The 23560-nt window shown below is 63.7% G+C and carries 21 protein-coding genes; 10 read left to right on the top strand and 11 right to left on the bottom strand.

The annotated features are described in order from the left end of the window. Positions 1-60 precede the first annotated feature (60 nt). Positions 61-666, bottom strand: coding sequence for an NAD(P)H:quinone oxidoreductase (wrbA, locus tag QU481_RS07805; RefSeq protein ID WP_289829460.1), 606 nt, complete (start codon positions 664-666; stop codon positions 61-63). A gap of 97 nt (positions 667-763) precedes the next feature. Here wrbA and QU481_RS07810 point away from each other — a divergent pair, with 97 nt between their 5' ends. Next, a complete protein-coding gene (locus tag QU481_RS07810; protein ID WP_289829376.1) occupies positions 764-1981 on the top strand; it encodes a YihY family inner membrane protein in 1218 nt (405 codons plus the stop codon). On the opposite strand, the gene QU481_RS07815 is transcribed toward QU481_RS07810, so the two are convergent. Further along, entirely contained in the window at positions 1876-2742 is an 867-nt protein-coding gene (locus QU481_RS07815) for a DUF3025 domain-containing protein (RefSeq protein WP_289829377.1), read from the bottom strand. The genes QU481_RS07810 and QU481_RS07815 overlap by 106 nt on opposite strands. Before the next feature lie 114 nt (positions 2743-2856). Next, entirely contained in the window at positions 2857-5115 is a 2259-nt protein-coding gene (locus QU481_RS07820; RefSeq protein ID WP_289829378.1) for a sensor domain-containing diguanylate cyclase, read from the bottom strand. Between the two features lie 122 nt (positions 5116-5237). On the opposite strand from QU481_RS07820, the gene cysG reads away from it, so the two are divergent. From cysG to QU481_RS07860, 8 genes are all read left to right on the top strand, one after another. Continuing rightward, positions 5238-6638 carry a siroheme synthase CysG gene (gene cysG, locus QU481_RS07825; protein ID WP_289829379.1) on the top strand — a complete coding sequence of 467 codons (1401 nt, stop codon included), beginning with the start codon at positions 5238-5240 and terminating at the stop codon, positions 6636-6638. A 28-nt stretch (positions 6639-6666) separates the two neighbouring features. Further along, the gene (locus QU481_RS07830; RefSeq protein WP_289829380.1) at positions 6667-7062 is read left to right on the top strand and encodes a PTS sugar transporter subunit IIA; all 396 of its coding nucleotides are present in this window, start codon (positions 6667-6669) and stop codon (positions 7060-7062) included. A 3-nt stretch (positions 7063-7065) separates the two neighbouring features. Beyond that, complete coding sequence (locus tag QU481_RS07835; RefSeq protein ID WP_289829381.1) at positions 7066-7335, top strand: HPr family phosphocarrier protein; 270 nt, start codon at positions 7066-7068, stop codon at positions 7333-7335. Positions 7336-7391: 56 nt separating this feature from the next. After that, a complete protein-coding gene (gene ptsP, locus QU481_RS07840; protein ID WP_289829382.1) occupies positions 7392-9131 on the top strand; it encodes a phosphoenolpyruvate--protein phosphotransferase in 1740 nt (579 codons plus the stop codon). A 59-nt stretch (positions 9132-9190) separates the two neighbouring features. Continuing rightward, positions 9191-10246: a putative lipopolysaccharide heptosyltransferase III gene (gene rfaQ / locus QU481_RS07845; RefSeq protein WP_289829383.1), complete on the top strand. Its 1056-nt coding sequence runs from the start codon at positions 9191-9193 to the stop codon at positions 10244-10246. 89 nt (positions 10247-10335) lie between these two features. Beyond that, the gene (msbA, locus tag QU481_RS07850; protein WP_289829384.1) at positions 10336-12099 is read left to right on the top strand and encodes a lipid A export permease/ATP-binding protein MsbA; all 1764 of its coding nucleotides are present in this window, start codon (positions 10336-10338) and stop codon (positions 12097-12099) included. Next, entirely contained in the window at positions 12099-13412 is a 1314-nt protein-coding gene (locus QU481_RS07855; RefSeq protein WP_289829385.1) for an O-antigen ligase family protein, read from the top strand. Before msbA ends, QU481_RS07855 begins: the two co-directional genes overlap by 1 nt. After that, positions 13399-14535, top strand: a complete 1137-nt coding sequence (locus QU481_RS07860; protein ID WP_289829386.1) for a glycosyltransferase — start codon at positions 13399-13401, stop codon at positions 14533-14535. The genes QU481_RS07855 and QU481_RS07860 overlap by 14 nt, the downstream gene beginning before the upstream one ends. Before the next feature lie 65 nt (positions 14536-14600). Here QU481_RS07860 and QU481_RS07865 read toward each other — a convergent pair whose 3' ends face one another. The 8 genes from QU481_RS07865 to pilM all read right to left on the bottom strand — a co-directional run bounded on the left by QU481_RS07865 (position 14601) and on the right by pilM (position 21029). Next, positions 14601-14984: a type IV pilus assembly protein FimV gene (locus QU481_RS07865; RefSeq protein ID WP_289829387.1), complete on the bottom strand. Its 384-nt coding sequence runs from the start codon at positions 14982-14984 to the stop codon at positions 14601-14603. 95 nt (positions 14985-15079) lie between these two features. After that, a complete protein-coding gene (gene aroB, locus QU481_RS07870; RefSeq protein WP_289829388.1) occupies positions 15080-16171 on the bottom strand; it encodes a 3-dehydroquinate synthase in 1092 nt (363 codons plus the stop codon). Continuing rightward, positions 16168-16725 carry a shikimate kinase AroK gene (gene aroK / locus QU481_RS07875; RefSeq protein ID WP_289829389.1) on the bottom strand — a complete coding sequence of 186 codons (558 nt, stop codon included), beginning with the start codon at positions 16723-16725 and terminating at the stop codon, positions 16168-16170. Before aroK ends, aroB begins: the two co-directional genes overlap by 4 nt. Positions 16726-16782: 57 nt before the next feature. Continuing rightward, complete coding sequence (locus QU481_RS07880; protein ID WP_289829390.1) at positions 16783-18210, bottom strand: type IV pilus secretin PilQ; 1428 nt, start codon at positions 18208-18210, stop codon at positions 16783-16785. Continuing rightward, positions 18207-18737: a pilus assembly protein PilP gene (locus QU481_RS07885; protein WP_289829391.1), complete on the bottom strand. Its 531-nt coding sequence runs from the start codon at positions 18735-18737 to the stop codon at positions 18207-18209. Before QU481_RS07885 ends, QU481_RS07880 begins: the two co-directional genes overlap by 4 nt. After that, a complete protein-coding gene (locus QU481_RS07890; protein ID WP_494337226.1) occupies positions 18734-19357 on the bottom strand; it encodes a type IV pilus inner membrane component PilO in 624 nt (207 codons plus the stop codon). Before QU481_RS07890 ends, QU481_RS07885 begins: the two co-directional genes overlap by 4 nt. Further along, a complete protein-coding gene (locus QU481_RS07895; RefSeq protein WP_289829393.1) occupies positions 19354-19932 on the bottom strand; it encodes a PilN domain-containing protein in 579 nt (192 codons plus the stop codon). Before QU481_RS07895 ends, QU481_RS07890 begins: the two co-directional genes overlap by 4 nt. Next, a complete protein-coding gene (gene pilM / locus QU481_RS07900; protein ID WP_289829394.1) occupies positions 19929-21029 on the bottom strand; it encodes a type IV pilus assembly protein PilM in 1101 nt (366 codons plus the stop codon). The genes QU481_RS07895 and pilM overlap by 4 nt, the downstream gene beginning before the upstream one ends. 110 nt (positions 21030-21139) lie before the next feature. On the opposite strand from pilM, the gene QU481_RS07905 reads away from it, so the two are divergent. Next, complete coding sequence (locus QU481_RS07905) at positions 21140-23515, top strand: penicillin-binding protein 1A (RefSeq protein ID WP_289829395.1); 2376 nt, start codon at positions 21140-21142, stop codon at positions 23513-23515. The last annotated feature ends 45 nt before the right edge of the window (positions 23516-23560 follow it).

Consider the following 23560-nt stretch of genomic DNA (forward strand, 5'->3'; position numbering starts at 1 on the left):
GCGCGCGCACTGCCTCGCGCTGCCCGTTATCCAGCTCGCGCCAGCCGATCAGCGTCACGCTCATCGAAACGGTTCTTGCGCGAGTTTCTTCGCCGCTTCGGCCAAGCGTTTGCCCTGCGCGATCGCCAGCGTCTTCTCGTCGTCGCTGATCGGTTTCTCGTTCTTCAGACCAGCCACGTGGCTGACCCCGTACGGCGTGCCGCCGCTCTGGGTGCTCGACAGCGCCGGTTCGGTGTACGGCAGGCCGATGATCAGCATGCCGTGATGGATCAACGGCAGCATCATCGACAACAGCGTCGACTCCTGGCCGCCGTGCATCGAGCCCGAACAGGTGAACACGCAGGCCGGCTTGCCGGACAGTGCGCCGGCCATCCATTCGCCGCTGGTGCCGTCGAGGAAGTACTTCACCGCCGCGGCCATGTTGCCGAAGCGGGTCGGGCTGCCCAGCGCCAGGCCGATGCACTCGACCAGGTCCTGCCGTTCCACATACGGCGCGCCGCTGTCCGGCACGGCCGGCTCGGTGGCCTCGCACACGGTCGAGACTTTCGGTACAGTGCGCAGCCGCGCACGGCAGCCATCGACGCTGTCGATGCCGCGGGCGATCAGCCGGGCCAGCTCGCGCGTGGCGCCGTGCTGGCTGTAATACAGCACCAGAATATCCTGCATCATTCCCCCTGGATTGAATCTTCGAAGAAGAGAGAGCCGTACTGGAACCGGCACTAAGGCTCTATCATGACAATGCACAAATTTTACCCGTGAGACGATGACCGAGACGAGTTTTTCCCGTGCTAGTGCTAGTTCCCATCTGGGCTTCCTGCGCTTCCTGCTGCGGCGGATGGCCGAGCTGCGTATCAGCCAGGTCGCAGCCAGCCTGACGTTCACCACGCTGTTGGCGCTGGTGCCGTTGCTCACAGTGACGCTGATCGTGATCTCGGCGTTCCCGGTGTTTTCCGACTACAGCGTGCGCTTCAAGGTGCTGCTGCTGACCACCCTGGTGCCCGAGTTCGCCGGCAAGGTGATCACCGTCTACATGCGCCAGTTCACCGAGAACGCCAGCAGCCTGACCGCCGCCGGCATCGCTATGCTCGGCGCGTCAGCGCTGATGCTGATGGTCACCATCGAGCGCACCTTCAACGGCATCTGGCGGGTGGAGCGTTCGCGCCCCTTCCTGCAGCAGATGCTGGTGTACTGGACGGTACTGACGCTAGGTCCCCTGTTGCTCGGCGTCGGGCTGTCGAGCTGGAACTGGCTGTACAAGACGTCGGGGCTGAAGCACAGCCACCCGGTGGTGGCGCTGACCATCCAGATCATCGGCTCGATCGGCCTGACCACGCTGGTGCTGTGGTTCCTGTACCGGCTGGTGCCCAATCGTTTCGTGCCGGCCGACCAAGCGGCGATCGGCGCGTTCGTGACCGCGCTGCTGCTCGAGGTCACCAAGCGTGCCTTCGGCTATTACATCACCGAGATGGCGTCGTATCAGCTGGTGTACGGCGCGTTCGCCAGCGTGCCGATCTTCCTGCTATGGGTGTTCTGCCTGTGGTTCGTGGTGCTGGCCGGCGCGATGTTCACCGCCTCGTTGTCGTACTGGGAGGGCGGTGCGTGGCGGCGGAACTTCGATCTGCGCCGGCGCTTTCAGGATGCGGTCGAGGCGCTGTTGATGCTGCATCAGGCGCAGTCGGAGGGCTGTGCATTGCGGCTGACCGATCTGCGCCGTGAGATCCGCGTCGGTTACGACGAGCTTGGCCAGTTGCTCGACGAGCTGACGCGACTGCAGTACGTGCAACTTGGCGCCGACGGCTGGGTGCTGAAGCGACGCGCCGAGTCGATCCAACTGGTCGACCTGTTCCGTCAGTTCGTCTACAAGAGCACGCCCGATCAGGACGACGAGGTCGCCGAGGCGCTGGAAGCCCTGCTGTCACCGGCGTTCAATTCGCTCGACATGACGCTCGACGAGTTCGCGCGCCGGCTCGGCCGGAAGTAGTCGGTGTTGGCGTAGAACGCCGGGTCCTCGTTGGCGGTCCACCAGCCGGGAATGCCCAGCAGCGGTAGCGGCAACAGCTCGCGTGGCCGTGCGAGCCATGTGTCGTCGGCGAGCCGCTCGGCCAAGCTTGCATCCAGTTGGGCTAGCTGCGCCTCGTAGGTTTGGCTGAAGAAGGCCGGCGGCACCGGCAGCAGCAGCGCCTTGCCGCACCAGCCGATATGCGGCGTCAGCCCCTGCTCGGACAGCGCGTGGCCGAGCACGAACGGTGCGATCGCGCGTCCCCAACCTTCGCGCCGCGCGAGGAACAGCGTCGCCCAGTCCATGTCCTTCAGCGCATCGGCCATGCGCTCGTCGCTCACCGCCAGCACCACGCCGCATTCGTCGAACAGCGTCGCCGCGTCGCGTAGCGATCCGCGCTTCACCTCGCCGCGTGCCAACGCACGCAGGTGCCGGGCGTTCAGCGCCGACTTGGCTCGCGGCCAGGCGCACCAGGCCAGCGCGTTGAACCAGTCGTGCCAGTTGCAAAGCCGGGTGGGCACCTCGCCGGTCGCACCGATGTGCGCCTCGTAATACGCCTCGGGTTCCAGGTCGGCGACGAAGCGCAACACCGCAGGGAAGCCGGCGACCCGCTCTCGCGCGACGGCGGCGAGCCGGTCATAGCTGGCCTGGTCGGGCCAGGTCGTCAGTGTCAGCCAGTCGGCGGCGCGGCGGATCGGGCGATACAGCGGATGGGCGAGGTAGGAAGAATGCCAGTCGGTCACGGGGTTGCAGCATCAGCGGTTGATCGGTGACGCGGCCGGGCAGGCGCCCGCCGCGCCGCCATTGTCGCGGCAACGCGCCGCGCTGGTAAAGCGCCGTGATGCGCAGGCCGGCGGTTATGAGCGGGCCGCGGGTTGGTTATTTTCGGCATCGGCCGACGGCGGCGGATCGCTGTAGATCTGGTTGACGCCGAGGTGCTGGGCCAGGCTCAAGTAGTGCTCGGCGCGGCGCAGTAGCGTCTCGAGCTGGTTCTCGGTCGGCAGGTGGCTGGCGATGCCGATGCTCAGGTTGTAATAGAGCGGCGGCAGCGGCGGCAATTGCAGCGGCTGCTGCGCCAAGCGCGCCACCAGCCGTTCGGCCAGATGGCGCGCCTGGTCCGCCGGAGTGGTCGGCAGCAGGATGGCGAACACCTTGCCGTCGAGCCGGCCGACGAGGTCGACCTTGCGCGCCTCGTTGCGGCACAGCTCGGCGAAGTGGCGGATCGCCTTGTCGCCGGCGTGCTGGCCGAAGCTGTCGTTGAGCCGCTGCAGGCCGTCGAGCTCGATCAGGCACAGCGACAGTTCCCGACCGTAGCGTTCGGCCGCCAGGAGCTCCCGGTCGGCCACGTCGAGAAAATGGTAGCGGTTCAGCACACCGGTCAGCGGGTCTCGGCTGGCGGCGATGTGCTGCTCGGCGTCGTGGCGATCTTGCTTGATCGCGATCGCCGCCAGGTGCGAGGCGCGTGCCAACAGCTGCTTGTCTTCGCCACCGATCGCCAGTGGCTGTTCGGTCAGCAGGCAGAGCACGCCGAGCGAGGGCTGCTGAGGCGGTTGCAGCGGCAGCAGCCAGCCAGCGTTGAGGTTGAGCTGCCCGAGCAGCGTGGCGAATGGCTGCCACAGCGGGTGGGAGTCGAGCGGGTTGACGAGGCAGGGCTGCTGCAAGCGCAGCAGCGTCAGCGTGGCGCCGTCGTACTCGGCCGCCAAGGGGGGCAGCTCCGGTGCGATCCAGTCGCCGTGCCCGTCACCTTGCGGGGCCTGCCAGATCGCGATGCGCGCCCTCGGAAACTGGCTCTCCAGCAGCCGCGCCAGCCGGGTCAGGATGTCGTGCAGCGGCGCGCGGTGGGCAATCATGTCGAGCACCGCGTGCTCGCCCTGTGTCAGCCTCTGCTGGCGGCGTAAGTCAGTGACGTCGCGTGCCACCGCCAACACCGATTCGAGCCGGCCGGCCGGATCGAGCTCGGGAAACAGTCGCACCTCGAAGGTGATCGTCAGCGTCGACAATGCCACCTCAGCGTCGAACATCCGCGCCCGGTTCTGGCGGATCACCTCCTGGCACTCGCTGTTGAAGCGGTTCGCCAGCGCGGCCGGCATGCCGTTCTCCAGCAGCGTCTTGCCGAGCAGCTCGCCCTCGGGCTGAGCGACGCAGCGGGTGATCGTCTGGTTCAGATACAGGCAGCGGCCCTGCGGGTCGACCCTGGCAATCAGGTCGACGCTGTTGTCGACCAGGCCGCGGAACGCTTGTTCTCGGCGGCGCTGCATGTCGAGGGCGTCCTTGCGCGCGGTGATCCGCTCGCCGACGCCGCAGATCTGATGGTGGCCGTCGCGGCGAGGGTAGACCTGGGCGTTGATCGCCACCCATTCCCACAGGCCGTTTGCCTGGCGCACCCGCACCTCCAGGCTGAGGTCGCTGCCGGCCTGCTCGGCCGACTGGCGCAAGAGCTCCGTGACCTGGCGCTGGTCGTCGGGGTGCAGCCGACCGAACCAGCGCTCCAGCGGCAGCTCGCCCCAGTCGCTCTCCAACCCGTAGGCATGCTGCAGAGCATGCGGCGCCAGGCGCAGCACGCCACTGGCCAATTCCAGCGTAAAGAACACCAGATTGGCGCTGTAGAGCGCATTATTGAGCTGGGAGACCTCGCTCTCAAGCTGTTCCAGCTGCTCTTGCCATGGCGAGAGCGAAGTCAGGTAGCTGATCTGCCATGTAGATCCGGATAGGGCTGGCTGATGCTGCAGCAGCCAGTTTTCGCCGTCGTCCTGCACGAGCGGGCTGTCGGACAGTAGCGTCTGGCGCAGTAGCGCGTTGCGGGTGGTCGCCGGCAGCGTCTGTGCCGCCGGGTTGAAATACAGGCCGTGGCCGTCGTCCTGAACGATCGCCGCCGGAAACGGCAGCGGTTCGAGGGCCGCACGTTGGCGAGCCAGCGGCTGACGACGGTAGAGAAGCAGGACCAGCGCGGCTGCAAGCGCGAGTAGGGTGACGATCTCCAGGCCGTACAGCCAGAGTGGCGCGGCCGTTAGCTGTTCGGCAGCCTCGGCGGGAAGATGCAGCAGGGCAAGGGGCAGCATGGCGGCGACGGCGCGCTCGGGGTGGGGCAGCGTCATAGTGGGCTTTCGGCTGGTCACGTCATCCTCTTCATCATGGCAGCTTTGACGCCGCTGTCAGCCTCGTCGTGATGAGAGCCGGCCATCAGCCCCCGACACTGCGGCAAATACAGTATGCTTGGCGCATCGATTTGGAGTGTGGCATGGAGTACTTTCCCTTATTCATGAACCTCAGGCAGGCCCCCTGTCTGATCGTCGGTGGCGGTGAGGTGGCGCTGCGCAAGGTACGGCTGCTGCGCGCCGCCGGCGCGGAGCTGACCGTGTTGTCGCCGGTGCTGTGCCGCGAGCTGGCCGAACTGGCCGCGGCCGGCGCGGTGCGCCACCTGGCGGCGGAGTTCGTGCCGGACACGGTCGGCGGCCAGCGGCTGGTGATCGCCGCCACCGATGACCGCGCGGTTAACCGGGCGGTCAGCGACGCGGCCAAGGCCGCCAACATCCCGGTCAATGTGGTCGACGATCCCGAGCTGTCGACCTGGATCAGCCCGGCCATCGTCGATCGTTCGCCGCTGTTGATCGCGGTGTCGACCGGCGGCTCGGTCCCGGTGCTGGGGCGACTGGTGCGCGCCCGGCTGGAGAGCCTGATCCCGGCCGGCTTCGGTCGCCTCGCCGGCTTCGGTGCGCGCTTTCGCGACCGGGTCAAGGCGCGCTTCGCCGATGTGGAACAGCGCCGCGCCTTCTGGGAGTCGGTGCTGGAAGGTCCGGTTGCCGACGCGGTAGTGGCCGGCAGCGATGACGTCGCCGAGCAGATGATGGAACAACGCCTGGCCGAGCCGGACGCACCGTCCGGCGCGGTCTACCTGGTCGGCGCCGGCCCGGGCAACCCGGACCTGCTGACCTTCCGAGCGCTCAGGCTGATGCAGCAGGCCGACGTGGTGCTCTACGACAACCTGGTGGCGCCGGCGCTGCTGGAGCTGGTGCGCCGCGATGCCGAGCGCATTTTCGTCGGCAAGCAGCGCGCCAACCACGCCTTGCCGCAAGAGGACATCAACGCGCTGATGCTGCGCCTGGCGCAGGAGGGCAAGCGGGTACTGCGCCTGAAGGGCGGCGATCCGTTCACCTTCGGCCGCGGCGGCGAAGAGATCGAAAAGTTGGCCGAACATGGCATCCCGTTCGAGGTGGTGCCGGGCATTACCTCGGCCAGCGGTGCCGCTGCGTACGCCGGCATCCCGTTGACGCACCGCGACTACGCTCAGTCGGTCACCTTCGTCACCGGTCACAAGCAGGACGGTACGATCCAGCTCGACTGGCCGGCGCTGACCCGACCGCACCAGACGGTGGTGGTGTACATGGGCGTGTCGACAGCCTCCGAACTGTGCGCGGCCTTCGTCGAGCACGGCAAGCCGTCGGATACCCCGGCTGCCGTGGTCGAGTGGGCGACCACCGAGCGCCAGCGTACCGTGGTCGGCACGCTCGAGACGCTGCCGGCGCTAATCGGCGAGCACGGCATTGCGTCGCCGGCGCTGATCATCGTCGGCGAGGTGGTGGCGCTGGCCGGTCGGCTCGGCTGGTTCCGCCGCATCGAGAATCCGACTGTTACAATTTGAAACATACTTAATAAGGGAACCGCACAAGATGGTCGGCCTCTTACTGATCACCCATTACGGCCTAGGGCAGAGCTTCACCGACTGTGCCCGCCACTTCTTCGGCACCGATCCGGGCAACCTGGCGGTGATGGCGGTCGATAAGAGCGACGACCCGGACCATCTGCTGGCCTACGCGCATTCCTTGATCGCGCATCTCGATCAGGGCGAAGGGGTGCTGGTGCTCACCGACATGGTCGGCGGCACGCCGTCGAACGTGGCGAGCAGGCTGATCGTGCCGGGTCGGATCGAAGCGGTGGCGGGGCTGAGCCTGCCGATGCTGGTACGGTCCTTATGCTATTGCGGCCAGCCGTTGGCCGTGCTGGTCGAAAAAGCCCTGGCCGGAGGCCGCGAAGGGGTACAGAACATCACTCAGGGGAACACCTAAATCATGATCAAGACCCAGATCGAAATCATCAACAAACTGGGCCTGCACGCGCGCGCGTCGAGCAAGTTCACCCAGACCGCCAGCCGGCACAAGAGTGAAGTCTGGGTGTCGCGCAACGGCCGCCGAGTCAACGGCAAGAGCATCATGGGTGTGATGATGCTCGCCGCGGCGAAGGGAGCGACCATCGAGCTGGAGGTCAGCGGCGAGGACGAGCAGGCCGCGACCGACGCGCTGGTCACGTTGATCAACAACCGTTTCGACGAAGCCGAATAATTCACAGCCGGGGCGCCGGTCGGGCCGGCACGAGGACCCCGAGGGAACTAGCGAGCATGAGCATCTGTCTGCATGGAGTCGCCATTGGGGGGGGCATCGCCATCGGCCGCGCCCACCTGGTGCGGCAGAGCATGGAGGACGTGGCCCACTATGGCCTGGATCCGGCCGATGTGCCGGCCGAGGTCGAACGCTTCGAGGAAGCGATCCGCACCACCCGCAAGCAGCTCGAGCAGCTGCGCAGCAGCATCCCAGAGAACGCACCGGCCGAGCTGGGTGCCTTCCTGTCGCTGCATGTGATGCTGCTGTCGGATATTTCGATCTCGGGTGACCCGATCGACATTATCGAGACGCAGCGTTGCAACGCCGAGTGGGCGCTGAAGCTGCAGGCCGAGCTGCTGACCGAACAGTTCGATGCGATCGAAGAGGACTACCTGCGTGAGCGCAAGCACGACGTGCTGCAGGTGGTCGAGCGGATCTTCAAGAACCTGGCCGGCCACGACACCGAGCTGGGCATCGCCGAGGACCTGTTTGACGACACCATCCTGATCGCACACGACCTGTCGCCGGCCGACATGGTCTACTTCAAGGACAGCCGCATCGCCGCCTTCGTCACCGACGTCGGTGGCGCCACCAGCCACACCGCCATCCTCGGCCGCAGCCTCGACTTGCCGTCGGTGATCGCACTGCACCACGGTCGCACGCTGATCCGCGAGGACGAGTGGGTGATCGTCGATGGCCAGCAGGGCGTGCTGATCATCAACCCGGAAGAGCTGGTGCTGGCCGAATACCGCCAGCGCCAGCGCGCTTGGCTCGCCGCACGCCGCAAGCTCTCCAGTATCCGCAAAGTCAGTGCCGAGACCCGTGACGGTGCGCAGATCGAACTACTCGCCAATATTGAACTGCCCGAGCACGTCGACATGGCGCGCGAGTCCGGTGCCGCCGGCATCGGCCTGTTCCGCAGCGAATTCATGTTCCTTGGCCGCGACACGTTGCCGAGCGAAGACGAACAGTATGAGGCGTACCGGCGCGTCGCCGAGGCAATGAAGGGCGCGCCGGTGACGGTGCGTACCATGGACCTGGGCGCCGACAAGAGCCCGCGCTGGCTCAGCCACGGTGTCGCCGACAATCCGGCGCTGGGGCTGACCGGCATCCGCCTGTGCCTGGCCGAGCCGTTGATGTTCCGGGCCCAGCTGCGCGCGCTGTTGCGCGCGTCGCTGCATGGCCGCATCCGCATCATGTTCCCGATGCTCAACGCACTGCCGGAGCTGAAGCAGGCGCTGGCGCAGCTTGCCTACGCCAAGGAGGAACTGCGCGACGAGGGTATCGCCTTCGCCGACAGGATCGAGATCGGCGCGATGATCGAAATTCCGTCGGCGGCGCTGGTCGTCGGCAGCTTTCTGAAACAGGTCGATTTCGTGTCGATCGGCACTAACGACCTGATCCAGTACACGCTGGCGGTCGACCGCAACGACGATGCAGTCAGTCACCTTTACGACCCGGTGCACCCGGCGGTCCTCAAGCTGATCGCCCACACGATCAAGACCACGCACCGTGCCGGCAAGACCGTGGCGGTGTGCGGCGAGATGGCCGGCGATGCGCGCATGACCCGACTCTTGCTCGGGATGGGGTTGCGACGCTTCTCGATGGACCCGGTGCATGTGCTGCCGATCAAACAGGTGGTGCGCAATACCCACCTCGACGACGTAGTGCCTGTGGTCGGGCGCATGCTGCGCACCGAAGACCCTGATAAAATCGCCGACCTTCTCGATCAACTGAATGCCGAGCCGGCCCTCTGAGCCGGCCCTTCTCGATGCCGAAACAACCTGTAGATCTATCCGCCGTCCAACGGGTCCTGGTGGTCAAGCTCCGCTTTCATGGCGATGTTCTGCTGTCTTCCCCCGTTCTGAGCGTGTTGAAGAACGCACTGCCGCATGCGGAGATCGATGCGCTGATCTATCGGGAAACCTGCGACATGATCAGCGGTCATCCGTCGCTCAGTCAGCTGTTTGCCATCGACAAGGCGTGGAAGAGGCTCGGTCCCGTTGGCCACTGGAAGGCGGAGTGGCGGTTGCTACGGCAGCTCAAGGCGAGGAAATACGATCTGGTGGTCGTGTTGACCGAGCAAAACCGTTGCGCCTGGCTGGTGCGTTTGTTGAAGCCCCGCTGGTCGGTCGGCCCCGTCTGGGGGGGCACCGGTCGCTTTTTCAAGAAGAGCTTCACCTTCCTCAATCGGCTGGTTCCCGACAATAGTCGGCACATCGTCGAGCTCCACCTCGATGCCTTGCGGCACTTGGGCATTTACCCCGCCGAAACGGCGCGCCAGCTCACCATGCCCGTTCCGGCGGAGGTACAGACCGACACCCTGGCGATGCTGCAGTCGGCCGGGGCGCAACTGCAGCGCTATATCGTGGTGCATCCCGCCTCTCGCGGCGACTACAAGTGCTGGAAGCCCGAACGGGTGGCCGAGGTGATCAACCGGCTGACGGCCCGTGGAGAGCAAGTGGTGCTGACGGCCGCGCCGACGGCCGATGAGCAGGCGATGGTCGCGGCGATTCGTCAGCGCCTGGAGAGGCCGGTGCTCGATCTGACCGGCCAGCTCAGCCTGAAACAGCTGGCCGTGGTCATCGATCAGGCCAAGCTGTTGCTGGGAGTCGACTCGGTGCCCATGCACATGGCTGCGGCGATGCAGACCCCGGTGGTCGCTCTGTTCGGGCCGACGTCCCCCGTGGTGTGGGGGCCCTGGCAGGTGCCGCATCGTCTGGTCACGGTCGACATGAGCTGTCGTCCCTGTGTCATGGAAGGCTGTGGCAATAGTCGCTATAGCGAATGCATCGAGCGCATTACCGTAGAACAGGTGATGTCGAGCATCGACAGCTTGCTGGCTGAGACCGCGTCGTCGCGCGCGGACTAGCCGTTCGGCGATCCCGAAAGACGGTTGCAAGGCCGGTTGGTGATATAATCGGCTGTTTTATTTATGATTTCTCGGCGGTTCACCTCCTGATGGCCTCTTCCCCTCACACCTCCAGCAGTCTCGCCCTGTATCGCCGCCTGCTCGGTTATCTGCGCAGCGACTGGAAGATTTTCTGCGTCTCGTTGGTGGCGATGTCGATCGCGGCAGCGACAGAGCCGGCGTTCGCCCGGCTGATGAAGCCGCTGGTCGATGCCATCTTCGTCGATAAGAGCCAGATGGCACTGCTCTTTGCCCCTTTGGCACTGGTTGCACTGTTTCTGCTGCGCGGACTGGCAAGCTTCGTCAACGACTACACCACCAGCTGGCTGTCCGGCAAGTTGGTGATGCGCATGCGCGAAGCGATGTTCAGCAAGCTGATGCGCCTGCCGGTGCACTATTACGATGACCACCCGACCGGCCGTACCCTGTCGCGCATCACCAACGACGTTAACCAGGTCACGGAGGCCGGCTTCAGCGTGATCACCGTGGTGGTCAAGGACGGCATCACCGTGGTCGGCCTGTTCGGCCTCTTGCTTTATACCGACTGGCGGCTGACGCTGATCTGTATCGCGGTGATGCCGCTGGTGACGCTGTGCATTCGTATCGTCAGCAAGCGGCTGCGCGGTCTGTCACGCGAAAACCAGCAGCACATGGGCAAGCTCACCCAGGTGCTTGGCGAAACCATCGACGGCCAGCGCGTTGTCAAGGTGTATGGGGGCGAGCAGCGCGAGGGCAGCCGTTTCACCCAGGTCGCCAACTCGCTGCGACGCAACAACATCAAGCAGAACAGCATGTCGTCATTGAACACCGGGGTCACCCAGTTGTTCATCGCCTGCGCGATCGCGCTGATCCTGTATTTCGCCGGCTTGCGGGCGCAGCACAATGCGTTCACCGCCGGTGACTTCATGTCGTTTCTCACCGCGATGTCGCTGCTGTTTCCGCCGATGAAGCGGATCACCAGCATCTCGCAGGCGCTGCAGCGCGGCCTCGCCGCCGCCGAGAGCGTATTCGAGCTGCTCGACGCCGAAGAGGAGCCGAACCGGGGGACGAAGCGGCTGGATCAGCCGCGCGGCCGGCTGTCGTTCCAAGATGTCGGCTTCCACTACCCGGCAGGCGAGCGCTTGGCGCTGAACGGGGTGTCGCTGGACATCGCCGCCGGCGAAACGGTCGCGCTGGTCGGCGCCTCGGGCAGCGGCAAGAGCACGATGGCGAGCCTGCTGCCGCGTTTCTACGAGCCGAGCGAGGGGCAGATCTGCCTTGACGGGGTGCCGCTGCCCGAAATCGAGCTCGCCAGCCTGCGCGCGCATATTGCGCTGGTCAGCCAGGAGGTGGTGCTATTCAACGATACCGTCGCCGCCAACATCGCCTACGGCAGGCTCGGCGACGTCAGCCGCGACGAGGTGATTGCCGCTGCCCGCGCCGCCAACGCACTGGAGTTCATCGAGAGCCTGCCTGATGGCTTCGAGACACTGATCGGCGAGAAGGGCACCAAGCTGTCCGGTGGCCAGCGCCAGCGCATCGCCATCGCCCGCGCGCTGTTAAAAAATGCACCGATCTTGATCCTTGATGAGGCGACCAGCGCGCTTGACACTCAATCGGAGCGGCTGGTGCAGGGGGCCCTAGATCGGCTGATGCAGAACCGCACGACGCTGGTGATCGCTCACCGCCTCTCTACTATCGAGAATGCCGACCGCATCGTGGTGATGTCCCAGGGGCGTATCGTCGAGGTCGGCACCCATGCGCAGTTGCTGGCGCAAGAGGGTACCTATGCGCATCTGTATCGGTTGCAGTTTGCCGAGAAGGACACGGTTTGATGGAGCGAAGTTTGTTGTCTGCAAATCAGATGGCAGGAAAGCTGAATGAGATTCGGCCCTATGAGGGCTCATCCTGGTTACGGGGCTTCTTGCTGGTGTGCCTGTGCTGTTACCCGGTGATCGGCGCGCGCTATCTGCCCTTCGGCGACAGCGGACGCTATATGTCTGTGTTGGCGGGACCATTGTCGTTGTTGTTCCTGCTGACGACAGGGGCTCGGCAATGGCGAACTGTGCTTGGTGAAGCGCTGCGTTGGGCATTGCCGTTTCTGCCATTCCTGGCGGCCTATACCATCGTTGTGTTGTGGTATGGACGAGCGTTCGACTACAGCAGTGTGTTGACGCGTGTGTTGTATGGCGCGCTGATCTTTGCCGCCGCCCGGATGTTGGGGGTTCGCGTGCGTCATTTGGTCTGGGCTGCAGCTATCGGGTGTGTGCTGTATCTAGGAGCAGCACTTGTTGAGGTGATCGGTTTCAAACTGGGGCATTCGATGCTGCCGGCTGGCCGTGCGGTTTATATGACGGAAAATGGCCAATTGCGGGCCAGTGGTGGCGGGGGCAATCCGATTCACTTCTCGGATGTGGCGATGTGGCTGGTCGGCATTAGCGTCCTGGGCGCGGTGTGTGTGAAGCAGATCGGGACTGGCATAAGATGGGGCTTGCTAGCTGCCGCTACGGCGGGCCTGCTGGTCTGTGTGCTATCGGGGAGCCGTGGTGCGTTGGTAGCACTGCTGCCCTTGCTGGTCCTTGTGCTGATCCAGATGCCGAAGCGCCGTCGTCCCTTAGCCTTAGGCCTCAGCCTGTCGGTTATTCTGGCATCGGCTTGTTTGTTGATTCTTTATCCACCGTTTAGTGAGCGGCTATGGCTGGCCTGGCTGGAGGTGAAGCGCTATTACACCGAACCGGTATTCACCTATTCATCGGTCGGAGCGCGCCTGGAAATGTGGCGCATAGCCTTGCGGGTCATGCAGGAGTCGCCGCTGTTCGGTGGGGGCTTTGTCAGCTATCCACAGTTGATGAAAGACATTCCCGCACTTGGCCCCATTGCTCCCAGCCTTTTACAGCACGCCCATTTGCATAATGACCTCATGCAGTCCATGGCGCTTGGTGGTGCTGTTTTGTTTCTTGGACAGCTCATGACGCTGGCGGGCTTGACTCGACGTGCTTTCGCCCAGCCCTTCCTGATGTGGATATTGCTGGCAGGGTTGTCTTTCAGCCTGACCGATCTGGTGTTTCACAACAACATGATTTTTACGTTCTTCGTTGCCACGTGGGCCCTGTTCTCGGCTGCCAAGGTTAATGATGAAGGACAGTAAGACCGTCTTATTGATCGTTGACCGTTTGGATAAGGGCGGGCTGGCCCACGTCCTGCTGACACTGGCCTGTGGGCTGCTGGCCCGCGGCCACCGTGTCGGGCTTGCATTGCTGGAGAACAGTGTCGCCTATCCGTTGCCTGAAGCCGCATGGCTGCGCATCAACGAAGCGGAGCGGCCGTCGCGGCGCTGGCGACATGCGGCCTTTCGGCGGGAGGTAACCGGCTTTGCCAGGCAGGCGATCTCGGATTTCGAAACCGAGCATGGCAAGGCGGATTTGATCATTGCTGCAGGCGAGCTGGCGATCCGTTGTGTGCCGCCAATCCACCACCCTCGCATTGTTTTCAGCTCTCATTCCTCGCAGCTGCAGGCGGCCAAAATGTCCGGCCTAATTGGCCAGCTGCGACTGGGGTTCAAGCGTTTGCGCAGGGGGTGGCGCCTGCAACGCTTGCTCAATGGACGACATGTCCACGTGGTCTCTGATGGTCTTGCTAAGGAGCTTACGGGGTCGTTGAAGGTCAGACCAGCATCGGTTCATGTCATCTATAACCCCTTCGATATTGATGCGATTCGTGAGGCTGCGAGACAGTCGACACCAGAGTCTCTGAAACGACTGCGCCCTTTTGTAATAGGGATCGGGTTGCTGACCAAGAACAAGCATTTTTCCCGGCTGTTAGAGGCGTTTGCGGCCAGTGGGGTAGATGGGGATCTGGTGCTGGTTGGTCAAGGTGGCGATGAGGAGGCGCTTTGGCAACTGGCTAGGGCCAAAGGACTTGATGGGCGGTTCGAGATTGTCCCATTTCATCACAATCATTATGCCTTGTTGGCTAAGGCCAGCTTGTTGGTTGTGACTTCGGACAGTGAAGGGCTCTCGAATGTCCTGTGTGAGTCCCTAATTGTCGGTGTCCCGGCGCTGAGTACAGATTGTCCACATGGACCGCGCGATATCCTTGGGGGGATTGATGAAAGAGCGTTGGTGCCACTTGATCGGATCGACTTATTGCCTGAGCGGATCCACTCTTTGCTCGACAAACCCTATGACATAACCGATGCGATGGTTGAGCGGTTCTCTGTTGATAAGGTGATCGATCAGTATCTAGCCTTGATTGACATGTTGGATGAGTGAGTTTGCCTGATGAGGCAATTAAAAAAACGACCCACTAACAGCGGGTCGTTTTTGATCTTAAATCCTCAGTTTTGATACAGCGGATTGCCCGGGTCCATCACCTTGCCTTCGCACTGGATCGTCTGCCACAGCGGCTGGCCTTCCAGACGGTGTTTCACGTCGCGGGCGAGGACCGAGTAGTCGCGGTGATTGCGCTGGTAGGAGTAGGCGCGCAGCAGCGTGACCTTGGCGGAGAGGTTGTCCGGCTCATCCTTGACGGTGTCACGCAGCACCTTGATTGCTTCGTCGACCTTGCCGTAAGCGAGGAACACTTCGGCTTCTCCGACCGGATCGATGCCCCGCTGGCTCGGCTTCACATAGGTGAAACGGCGCCACGCGCGGCGGGCGATGTAGTAGGCGAGCATCAGCAGTAGACTGCTTCCAAAGGCGGCCCCAGCTTCAAGGATCATGATTGTTCTCCGGTGCTTATGGCTTGTTGTGTCACCATTATTTTGCTTTGTCGCCACAAAGACAATCCGTAGAAATCCTTAGTATTTCCCCGCACTTAGCACGCCTGGATATGCTCTCCTTGTAGCACCGCGTCCAGCTTGGCTTTGGGCACGTCGTCGGCGATCACTGCCTGACCGAGACTATGTAGTAATACGAAGCGCAAACGGCCAGATTCGACCTTTTTATCGTGGCTCATATGCGACACCCAGGCGTCGACGCCCAGATTTGGGGCCTTGGCGGGCAGCCCGGCAGCCTCGATCAGGCGCACGGTGCGGGCGACATCGTCGGCCGTCAGCCAGCCCTGCTCACGCGACAGGTCGGCGGCCAACACCATACCGGCGGCGACTGCTTCGCCGTGCAGCCAGGCGCCATAGCCGAGGCCTGCCTCGATCGCGTGACCGAATGTGTGGCCCAGGTTCAGGAGCGCGCGTACACCCTGTTCCTTCTCGTCCTGGCCGACGATGTCGGCCTTCATCTCGCAGCTGCGTTTGACTGCGTAGGCGAGCGCCTCGGGGGCACGGGCACGCAGCTTGGCCATGTTCTGTTCCAGCCAGGTGAGGAAATCGGCGTCGCCAAGCAGGCCATACTTGATCACTTCAGCGAGGCCCGCCGACAGCTCGCGGTCCGGCAGCGTGTCGAGCAGCGCCATGTCGGCGATCACTGCTTTGGGCTGGTAGAACGCGCCGATCATGTTCTTGCCGAGCGGGTGGTTGATCGCGGTCTTGCCGCCGACCGAGGAGTCGACCTGGGAGAGGAGTGTGGTCGGTATCTGGATGAATGGTGCGCCGCGCTGGTAGCAGGCCGCGGCAAAGCCGGTCATATCACCGATCACGCCGCCGCCCAATGCGATCAGCGTGGTCTTGCGTTCGGCGCGGTTGGCGAGCAAGGCGTCGAAGATCAGGTTCAGCGACTCCCAGGTCTTGTGCTCCTCGCCGTCCGGCAGCACCACCGAGATCGTGCGCACCCCGGCGGCGTTGAGGTTTTTCTCAAGCCGTGTCAGGTAGAGGGGGGCGACGGTGGTGTTGGTGACGATGGCGACAGATGGTTGCGCCAGGTGCGGGAGCAGGAGTTCGGTTCGGTCAAGCAGGCCATGACCAATGTGAATCGGGTAGCGGGTATCGGGAAGGCAAAGGTCAAGCGTGATCATGCAAGCGGGCTCCGGCGCGGCGCTCCCTGCAGGGCAAGCAGTTGCTGCTCGAGCCGCGCCACCAAATGGGTGACATTCTGTTGGGTGGTATCGACGATCAGGTCCGCCACTTCGCAGTACAACGGGTCGCGCTCGGCGAACAGCGCGGCGAGTTTGGCGCGTGGGTCGGCCGTCTGCAGCAGCGGGCGGTTCTTGTCGTGCTGGGTCCGGGCGAGGAGGTCGTCAATAGTGGCCCGTAGGTAAATGACAACGCCATGGTTCTTCAGGTTGCGGCGGTTCTCCGGGCGGAGTACCGCGCCGCCACCGGTGGCGAGCACGACATTGTTCATCTGCACCAGGTCGGCGATAACCGACACTTCGCGGTCGCGAAAACGGGCTTCCCCCTCGATATCGAAGATCGTGGCGATACGCACACCAGTGCGGGCCTCGATCTCATGGTCCGAATCGTAGAAAGTCTTACCCGTGCGCCGCGCCAGTGCACGTCCCACGGTGGTTTTGCCGGCCCCCATCAAGCCGACCAGAAATAAATTGCCTGCCAGTTCCATGCGAACCATTGTAGCGGAATGTCCTAAGCCTCTGTTACGAATCTGCGCGGAGGCCGTCAACGCCGTCTAGGTACCGGAATCAGTGCGGGGCGTGCCGTTGTCGACGACGCGTGGGGTGATGAACATCAATAGCTCGCGGCGGCTGTGCTGGCGCGAGCTATTGCGAAATAGTGCGCCCAAGAACGGGATATCGCCCAGATACGGCACCTTGTTCTCGATCTCGCCCTGCTCCTGCACGTAGATGCCACCGATCACGATGGTGTCACCGTTCTCGACCAGCACTTGCGTCTGGATCTTCTTGGTGTCGACCGCAGGCGTGCCGCCGACGATCAGTCGGTGGTTCGGCGTGTCCTTGTTCAGCTGAAGATCCATCAGGATGTGGTTGCCTGGAATGATCTGCGGCTTTACCTTCAGACTCAGCACCGCCTTCTTGAACGACACGCTGGTCGCGCCGCTCGAGGTGGCTTCCTGGTAAGGTATCTCAGTGCCTTCCTCGATGGTGGCCTCGGTGCGGTCGGCCGTCATCACTCTGGGGCTGGAGATGATACGGCCCTTGTCCTCTGCCTGCAGTGCCGAGAGTTCCAGGCCGATGATCGAGCTTGCACTGCGGAATACTGTGGCGATGGTCGCGGCGTTGCGCAAGCCGGCCGGCAGGTCGACCGCTGGACCGAAAGGGCGCGGGTCGACGGCGGGGTTGCCGGCGATCACCGCGTTGCCCAGCGTATTGTTGATGGAGAGGTCGCCACTGACTCGCGCGAAGCCGAGCTTTACGCCGAGGTCGCGCTGGAAGTTGTCCCCGGCCTCGACGATGCGCGCCTCGATCAATACCTGTTTGACCGGCAGATCAAGCCGATCGATGAGGTGGCGGATCTTGCCGATCGCCGTTGGCGTGTCATGGACGATCAGCGTGTTCGACTTCGGGTCGGTCATCAGGCTGCCGCGCTCGGACAGCAGTCCCTGACGCCGGCCAGTCTCGCCGCTCTTCGGGCCATCGAGCACACGCAGGAAGTCCTCGACGCTCTTGAAGCGCAGCACGAAGCTCTCCGTGCGCAGCGGCTCGAGACCGGACAGTTGCTGTGTCGCTTCGAGGCGCTGCTTGTCGCGTGCCGCTGACTCTTCATAGGGCGCGATATGGATCACATTGCCGACGCGGCGTTGCTCCAGACCTTTGCTCCGCAGGATCAGGTCGAGTGCCTGGTCCCACGGCACCTCTTTCAGGCGCAGGGTGATGGTGCCGTTCACCGAGTCGCTGGCGATGATGTTGAGCCCGGTGAACTCCGCGAGCACCTGCAGCGCAGCGCGTACCTCGATGTTTTGGAAGTTTAGCGACAGCTTGTTTCCATGGTAGGCCGGCTTGAGTTCGACCGGCGTTGGGTCAGGGGAAGATGGAAGGGTGCTGGCGATGCGCTCGTCGGCGATCGCAGTAGTCCAAGGTTGGCCGAATGCCAGTATCAGCGCGGTGCCGGATAGGAGCTTGAGAAGAGGCGAGGTCATTGTGGTTTCTGTTCTTGGGGTCCGTCGAGGCGCAAGGTGGCGAGGCGTTGTACCCAATCGCCGTTGAGGTCTTCGACGGTTTCTATCAACTCGATGCCATCCTCCCTGATCCGTTGTACGCGGCCGAAGTTGGCGCCGACGTAGCTGCCGAGCTGTACCCGGTACACGCTGCCATCTGGTGTGCGGACCAAGCCGTAGGCTTCGTTGCTGCGGCGGATTCCTCCGACCATCTGCAGCTTGTCGAGCTCGTAGTGTTCCAGTGGCTCGCGAGGGCGCCGGAAATCCGGTGCGTTGGCCTGGCGCTGGGCGAGGAGCAGCTTCTGCGGATCGAATGGTGAGAGGAGGCCGTCGGGACGATAGCGGTAGGGTTGCTCAGTGTGGATATCGGCCAAGGGCTCGACCCGGCCGCGCAGATCCCGACTTGCCCGGCGCATCCAGTCGTCCAGCTCCTGTTCGACCTGGCGGCCGCAGCCGAGCAAGGTGGCGCCGGTGATCAGCAGGATCAGGCAGGTGGCAAAGCGCTTCATCGTGACTGCCCCCCGCCACTCGTCTGCGTAGAGCGTTCCTCCGGCTCCAGCGTGCGATAGGTATGCGCCACCGCTTGCAGGGTCAACCGGCCATCCTGGCCATTGGCCGGTGTCAGTACCAGACTGCCGAGCGTGACGATGCGCGATAGCTGGCCGATATCGTCGACGAAGGCCAGGAGTTCGTCGTAACTGCCGGTCAAGCGCAGGTCTATCGACCGTTCAGCCAGTTCGGCAGACTTAAGCTCGCCGCCCGGTCGAAACAGCTCGAATTGCAGGCCGCGCCTGGCACCAGCCTGTTGGATCTCGGCAAGCAGCGCCTCCATCTCCGTGCGGGCCGACAATTGGTTGAGCAAGGGACTGAGCGATGTGCGGAGCACACCGACTTGGCGCTCGAGCGCGGTCCGGGTGACGGCCTGGCGTTTCTTGGCGACGAACTGTTGCTTTAGCGTGGCTTCCTGCCGCACGGCTACATCGAGGCGGGCCCGCTGGTCGCCGAGCAATAGGAGGTAGCCGAGCAGTACCATCGCCAGCGTAGCCACGCCGAGCGCGATCAGTTGTGCCGGCAGCGGCCAGTTGGCCAGGTCCTTCGGGTCGAGCCGGCAGAATTCGGCGAGTGTCAGCGCGGGTCTCCCGAAGGTGTGGCCGGCGGCTTCCCGGTCTGTTTCAGCACGATGGCCACTGCGAACTCGCTGACGCGCAGTTCGTTGACGGTAACGGTCTTCACCTCGACCAGTTGCGGCATGTCGAAAGCATCTGATTCGCCGAGCGCCCGCAGGAAGCCGGGTACTCGTGCGCCGGAGATCGCGTAACCCGACAAGGCAATATGCTCGCCGTCCTGCTTGAGCTCACGCAGGTAGACGCCGTCCGGCGTCAGACGCGCCAATTGGTCCATCAGCCGTATGGCGTCGCTGCGGCGGCGCAGCAGGCTGTCCAGCCGGGTTTTTCGGGCCAATAGCTCACTACGTTGTCGCTTTAGAAGGTCGATGCGGCCGATGTCTTGATCAAGCTTGGTGATTGCCTGTTGCAGATAGGCATTACGCCTCTCCTGCACGGTGATGGCCAAGGACAGCCACATGGCGGTGGCCCCAACCAGCAGCACAGCGATGCCGGTGCTGGTCGCGCAGAGCCACCGGAAGCGGCGGCGGTGGGCGTGCTGACGCGCTTCACGATGTGGCAGTAGATTGATGAGGATCATCGCGCCATGCCTCGCAAGGCCAGGCCGCTGGCGGTGAGCAGCACCGGTGCATCGTCGTGCAGCCTGCGAGGCTGCAGAGTCGGTGCCACCGGCATCGCCGCGAAGGGATTGGCGAGTTGTGCGTTCAGCCGGGTCACCTCTGTCACTGCCGCGGCGAGGCCGGGAAGCCGGCTGGTGCCCCCCGACAGCAGGATGGCATCGACCTCGTGGTAGTGTTGGCTGCTGACGGTGCTGGCAAACAGTTGCAGTGCCCGTGCCACTTCCTGTGCCAGCGTATCGGCGGGCGATTGCGGCCATGCCGGCAGCGCTGGGAGGTGCTCGGAGGGCTCGGGCGCGGTCCAGTCGAGGCCATCAGGCTGGTCGGACAGACCGGGCTGAGGGATGCCGCCGAGTGCCTGCTCGCGGAAATACAGCGGAACACCGTCGCGAACCACATGGCAGCGCAGCTTGTGGCCGCTGAGGTCGAACAGCGCAACGGTTTGGGCGTGGCCTTGGCCGGCGGGCAAGAGGCGGAGTCCGTCGAACAGGCGGATTGTCGCAAACGCCTCAACATCGACAATGCGGGGCCGGAGGCCGGCCAGTTCGGCGAGTGCGACGCGTTCCTCGACCCGTTCCCGGCGCGCGGCGCAGACCAGTACATCGGTCTCTTCGGTCTGCCCGGGGCTGGGGCCGAGCACCTGGAAGTCGAGATTAACCTCGTCGAGCGGGAACGGGATCAGTCGTTCGGCCGCAGCGTGGACCAAGGCGACGAGCTGGTCGTGTGAACTGGCCGGCAGACGTAGCGTCTTATGGATAGACTGCGTGGTCGGAAGGGCAATCGCGACGTCGCGGGTAGTCGTGCCGAGCCGCTCCCAGGCTGAGCGGACCCGGTGGGCCGCCTGCTCCAGGTCGACGAGATTGCCGTCGACGATGATACCGCTTGGCAAGGATTCGATCAGATAGCGTTCCAGTTTCGGCATCTGGTTGTGAGGTGTCAGCTCGACCAGCTTGATTGCGCTGCAGCCCAGATCGAGGCCGAGTAAGGGCCCCGATATCGGTGACAGAGTGGCGAGCTGGCTAAGCCAGTCGGTAAGTCTGGAAATTTTGCCGCGAAGCATTGATTTTCCATCGTTATTAATGACATTGACATTATCGCTGGGCGCAGTTGTTGTACTGACGCTTCGGCGCAGCGCATATAATTGCCGCTCCAGCGAACCACTGAGACATTATGCTCAAACGATTTTTTGCGATTCTGGCCGGTTTGGTCCTGGGTCTTGGCCTACTGGGCGCCGGTGCTGCCGCGATCGCGGTGATCGTGACGTACCCGCGCTTGCCTAGCCTCGACGTCCTGACCGATTACCGGCCGAAAATCCCGTTGCGTGTCTATACCGCCGACCAGCAGCTGATCGGCGAATTCGGCGAGGAGCGCCGCTCCTTCGTGCGCATCCATGACGTGCCGCAGCTGATGAAGCAGGCGGTGCTCGCCGCCGAGGACGAACGATTCTACCAGCATAGCGGCATAGATTATTCCGGTGTCATTAGAGCTGCGGTTGGCAACCTGGTGTCCGGCCACACTCGCTCCGGTGCCAGTACCATCACGATGCAGGTGGCGAAGAACTTCTTCCTTTCCAGCGAGAAGACCTTCACCCGCAAGTTCAACGAGGCGCTGCTGGCGTTCAAGATCGAGCACACCCTGTCCAAGGACCAGATCCTCGAGCTCTACTTCAACCAGATCTATCTCGGCCAGCGCGCCTACGGCTTCGCCGCAGCGGCACAGGCGTACTACGGCAAGTCGTTGAACGACCTGACGCCGGCCGAGATGGCGATGCTGGCCGGCCTGCCCAAGGCGCCGTCGGCGTACAACCCGATCGTCAATCCGGACCGGGCCCGCCTGCGTCAGCTCTATGTGCTGCGTCGCATGCGCGAACTGAACTTCATCACCGAAGACCAGTACGAAACCGCCAAAGCGCAGCAGCTGAAGTACGCGCGCTCCAGCGAGGACGCGCCGCTGCCGGCCCACTACATGGCCGAGATGGTGCGTCAGGCGATGTACGAACGTTACCGCGACGCGGCGTATACCGAGGGCTTCAAGGTCTACACCACCATCGACAGCCACCACCAGCAGTGGGCGTTCGACGCGCTGCGTGCCGGCCTGGTCGATTACGACCGCAAACAGGGCTATCGCGGGCCTGAGTCGTTCATCGATCTGAACGCCTTGCCGGCCGACACTGACAAGGGCGAGGCACTCGACGACGCACTGTCTGAAATCCGCGACAGTGGCGACATGTTGGCCGGTGTGGTGCTGTCGGCCAGTCCGTCCGGCGTGAAGGTGTATCTGCGCGGTGGCAAGACCGCCGAGGTGAGGGGGGCCGGTCTCGACTTTGCGCGCCGAGCACTCAGCAGCCGTCTGCCGGCCGAGAAGCAGTTGCGCCCAGGGGCGGTGGTGCGCGTGCGTGCCAATGCTAGGGGCTACTGGGAAATCGTACAGATGCCGGAGGTCGAAGGAGCCTTCGTGTCGGTCGACCCGCACAACGGTGCGATCAAGTCGCTGGTTGGCGGCTTCGACTTCAACCGCCGCAGCTTCAACCATGTCACCCAGGCTTGGCGCCAGCCGGGTTCGGGCTTCAAGCCGTTCATCTACTCGGCGGCACTTGAGCGCGGCCTGACCCCGTCGACAATGATCAACGACGCACCGATCACCGTCCCGGCGCCGCCGGGTGGCGAGGTGTGGAGCCCGAAGAACGACGACAGCAAGTACCTGGGCATGGTGACGATGCGCCGCGCGCTGTCGCTGTCACGGAACATGGTGTCGATCCGCATCCTGATGTCGATCGGGACCGACTACGCGCAGCAATACATCCAGCGCTTCGGTTTCTCGCCCAAGCAGCACCCGGCCTATCTGCCGATGGCGCTGGGCGCCGGCTCGGTGACGCCGCTGCAGATGGCTGAGGCGTATTCGGTATTCGCCAACGGCGGCTATCACATCAAGCCGTACTTCATCGACCGCATTGAGGACCAGACCGGCCGGGTGCTGGCTCAGACCGCACCGCAGGTGGCCGGTCAAGGGGCGCCGCAGACGATCGACCCGCGTAACGCCTTCATCATGTCGAGCTTGCTGCGCGATGTGGTGCGCTACGGGACCGCGACCAAGGTGATGGAACTGGGACGGATGGATCTGGCCGGTAAGACCGGGACTACCAACGAGTTCCGCGATGCCTGGTTCAACGGTTTCAACCCCAACCTGGTGGCGATCACCTGGGTTGGCTACGACCAGCCCAAGAGCCTGGGCCGTTATGGCTACGGCGCGACTGCGGCACTGCCGATCTGGATCAACTACATGGCCAATGCCCTGAAGAACCAGCCGGAGGTCGAACTGCCGATGCCGGCCAACGTGGTGGTGAAACCGGGGGCGGGCCTGCGTGGGGGCGACGAGTACTACTACGCAGAGTTCCAGCGTCCGAATCCGGAGCTGAAACTCGATAACTCCGGCTCGGTACCGCACGGTGAGAGCGCCAGCTCCGATGCCGCCAGCGAAGCCCAGGACGAGAGCCAGAAGGCGCCGCCGAAGGACGCGGTGGATAACGTCAAGGACCAGTTGTTCTAATCTCATGACCGCAGCCGCATTCGGCCAACCCCGTCCACAGCGGAC

The sequence above is a fragment of the Crenobacter oryzisoli genome, from assembly GCF_030385785.1.
Lineage (GTDB): Bacteria > Pseudomonadota > Gammaproteobacteria > Burkholderiales > Chromobacteriaceae > Crenobacter_A > Crenobacter_A oryzisoli.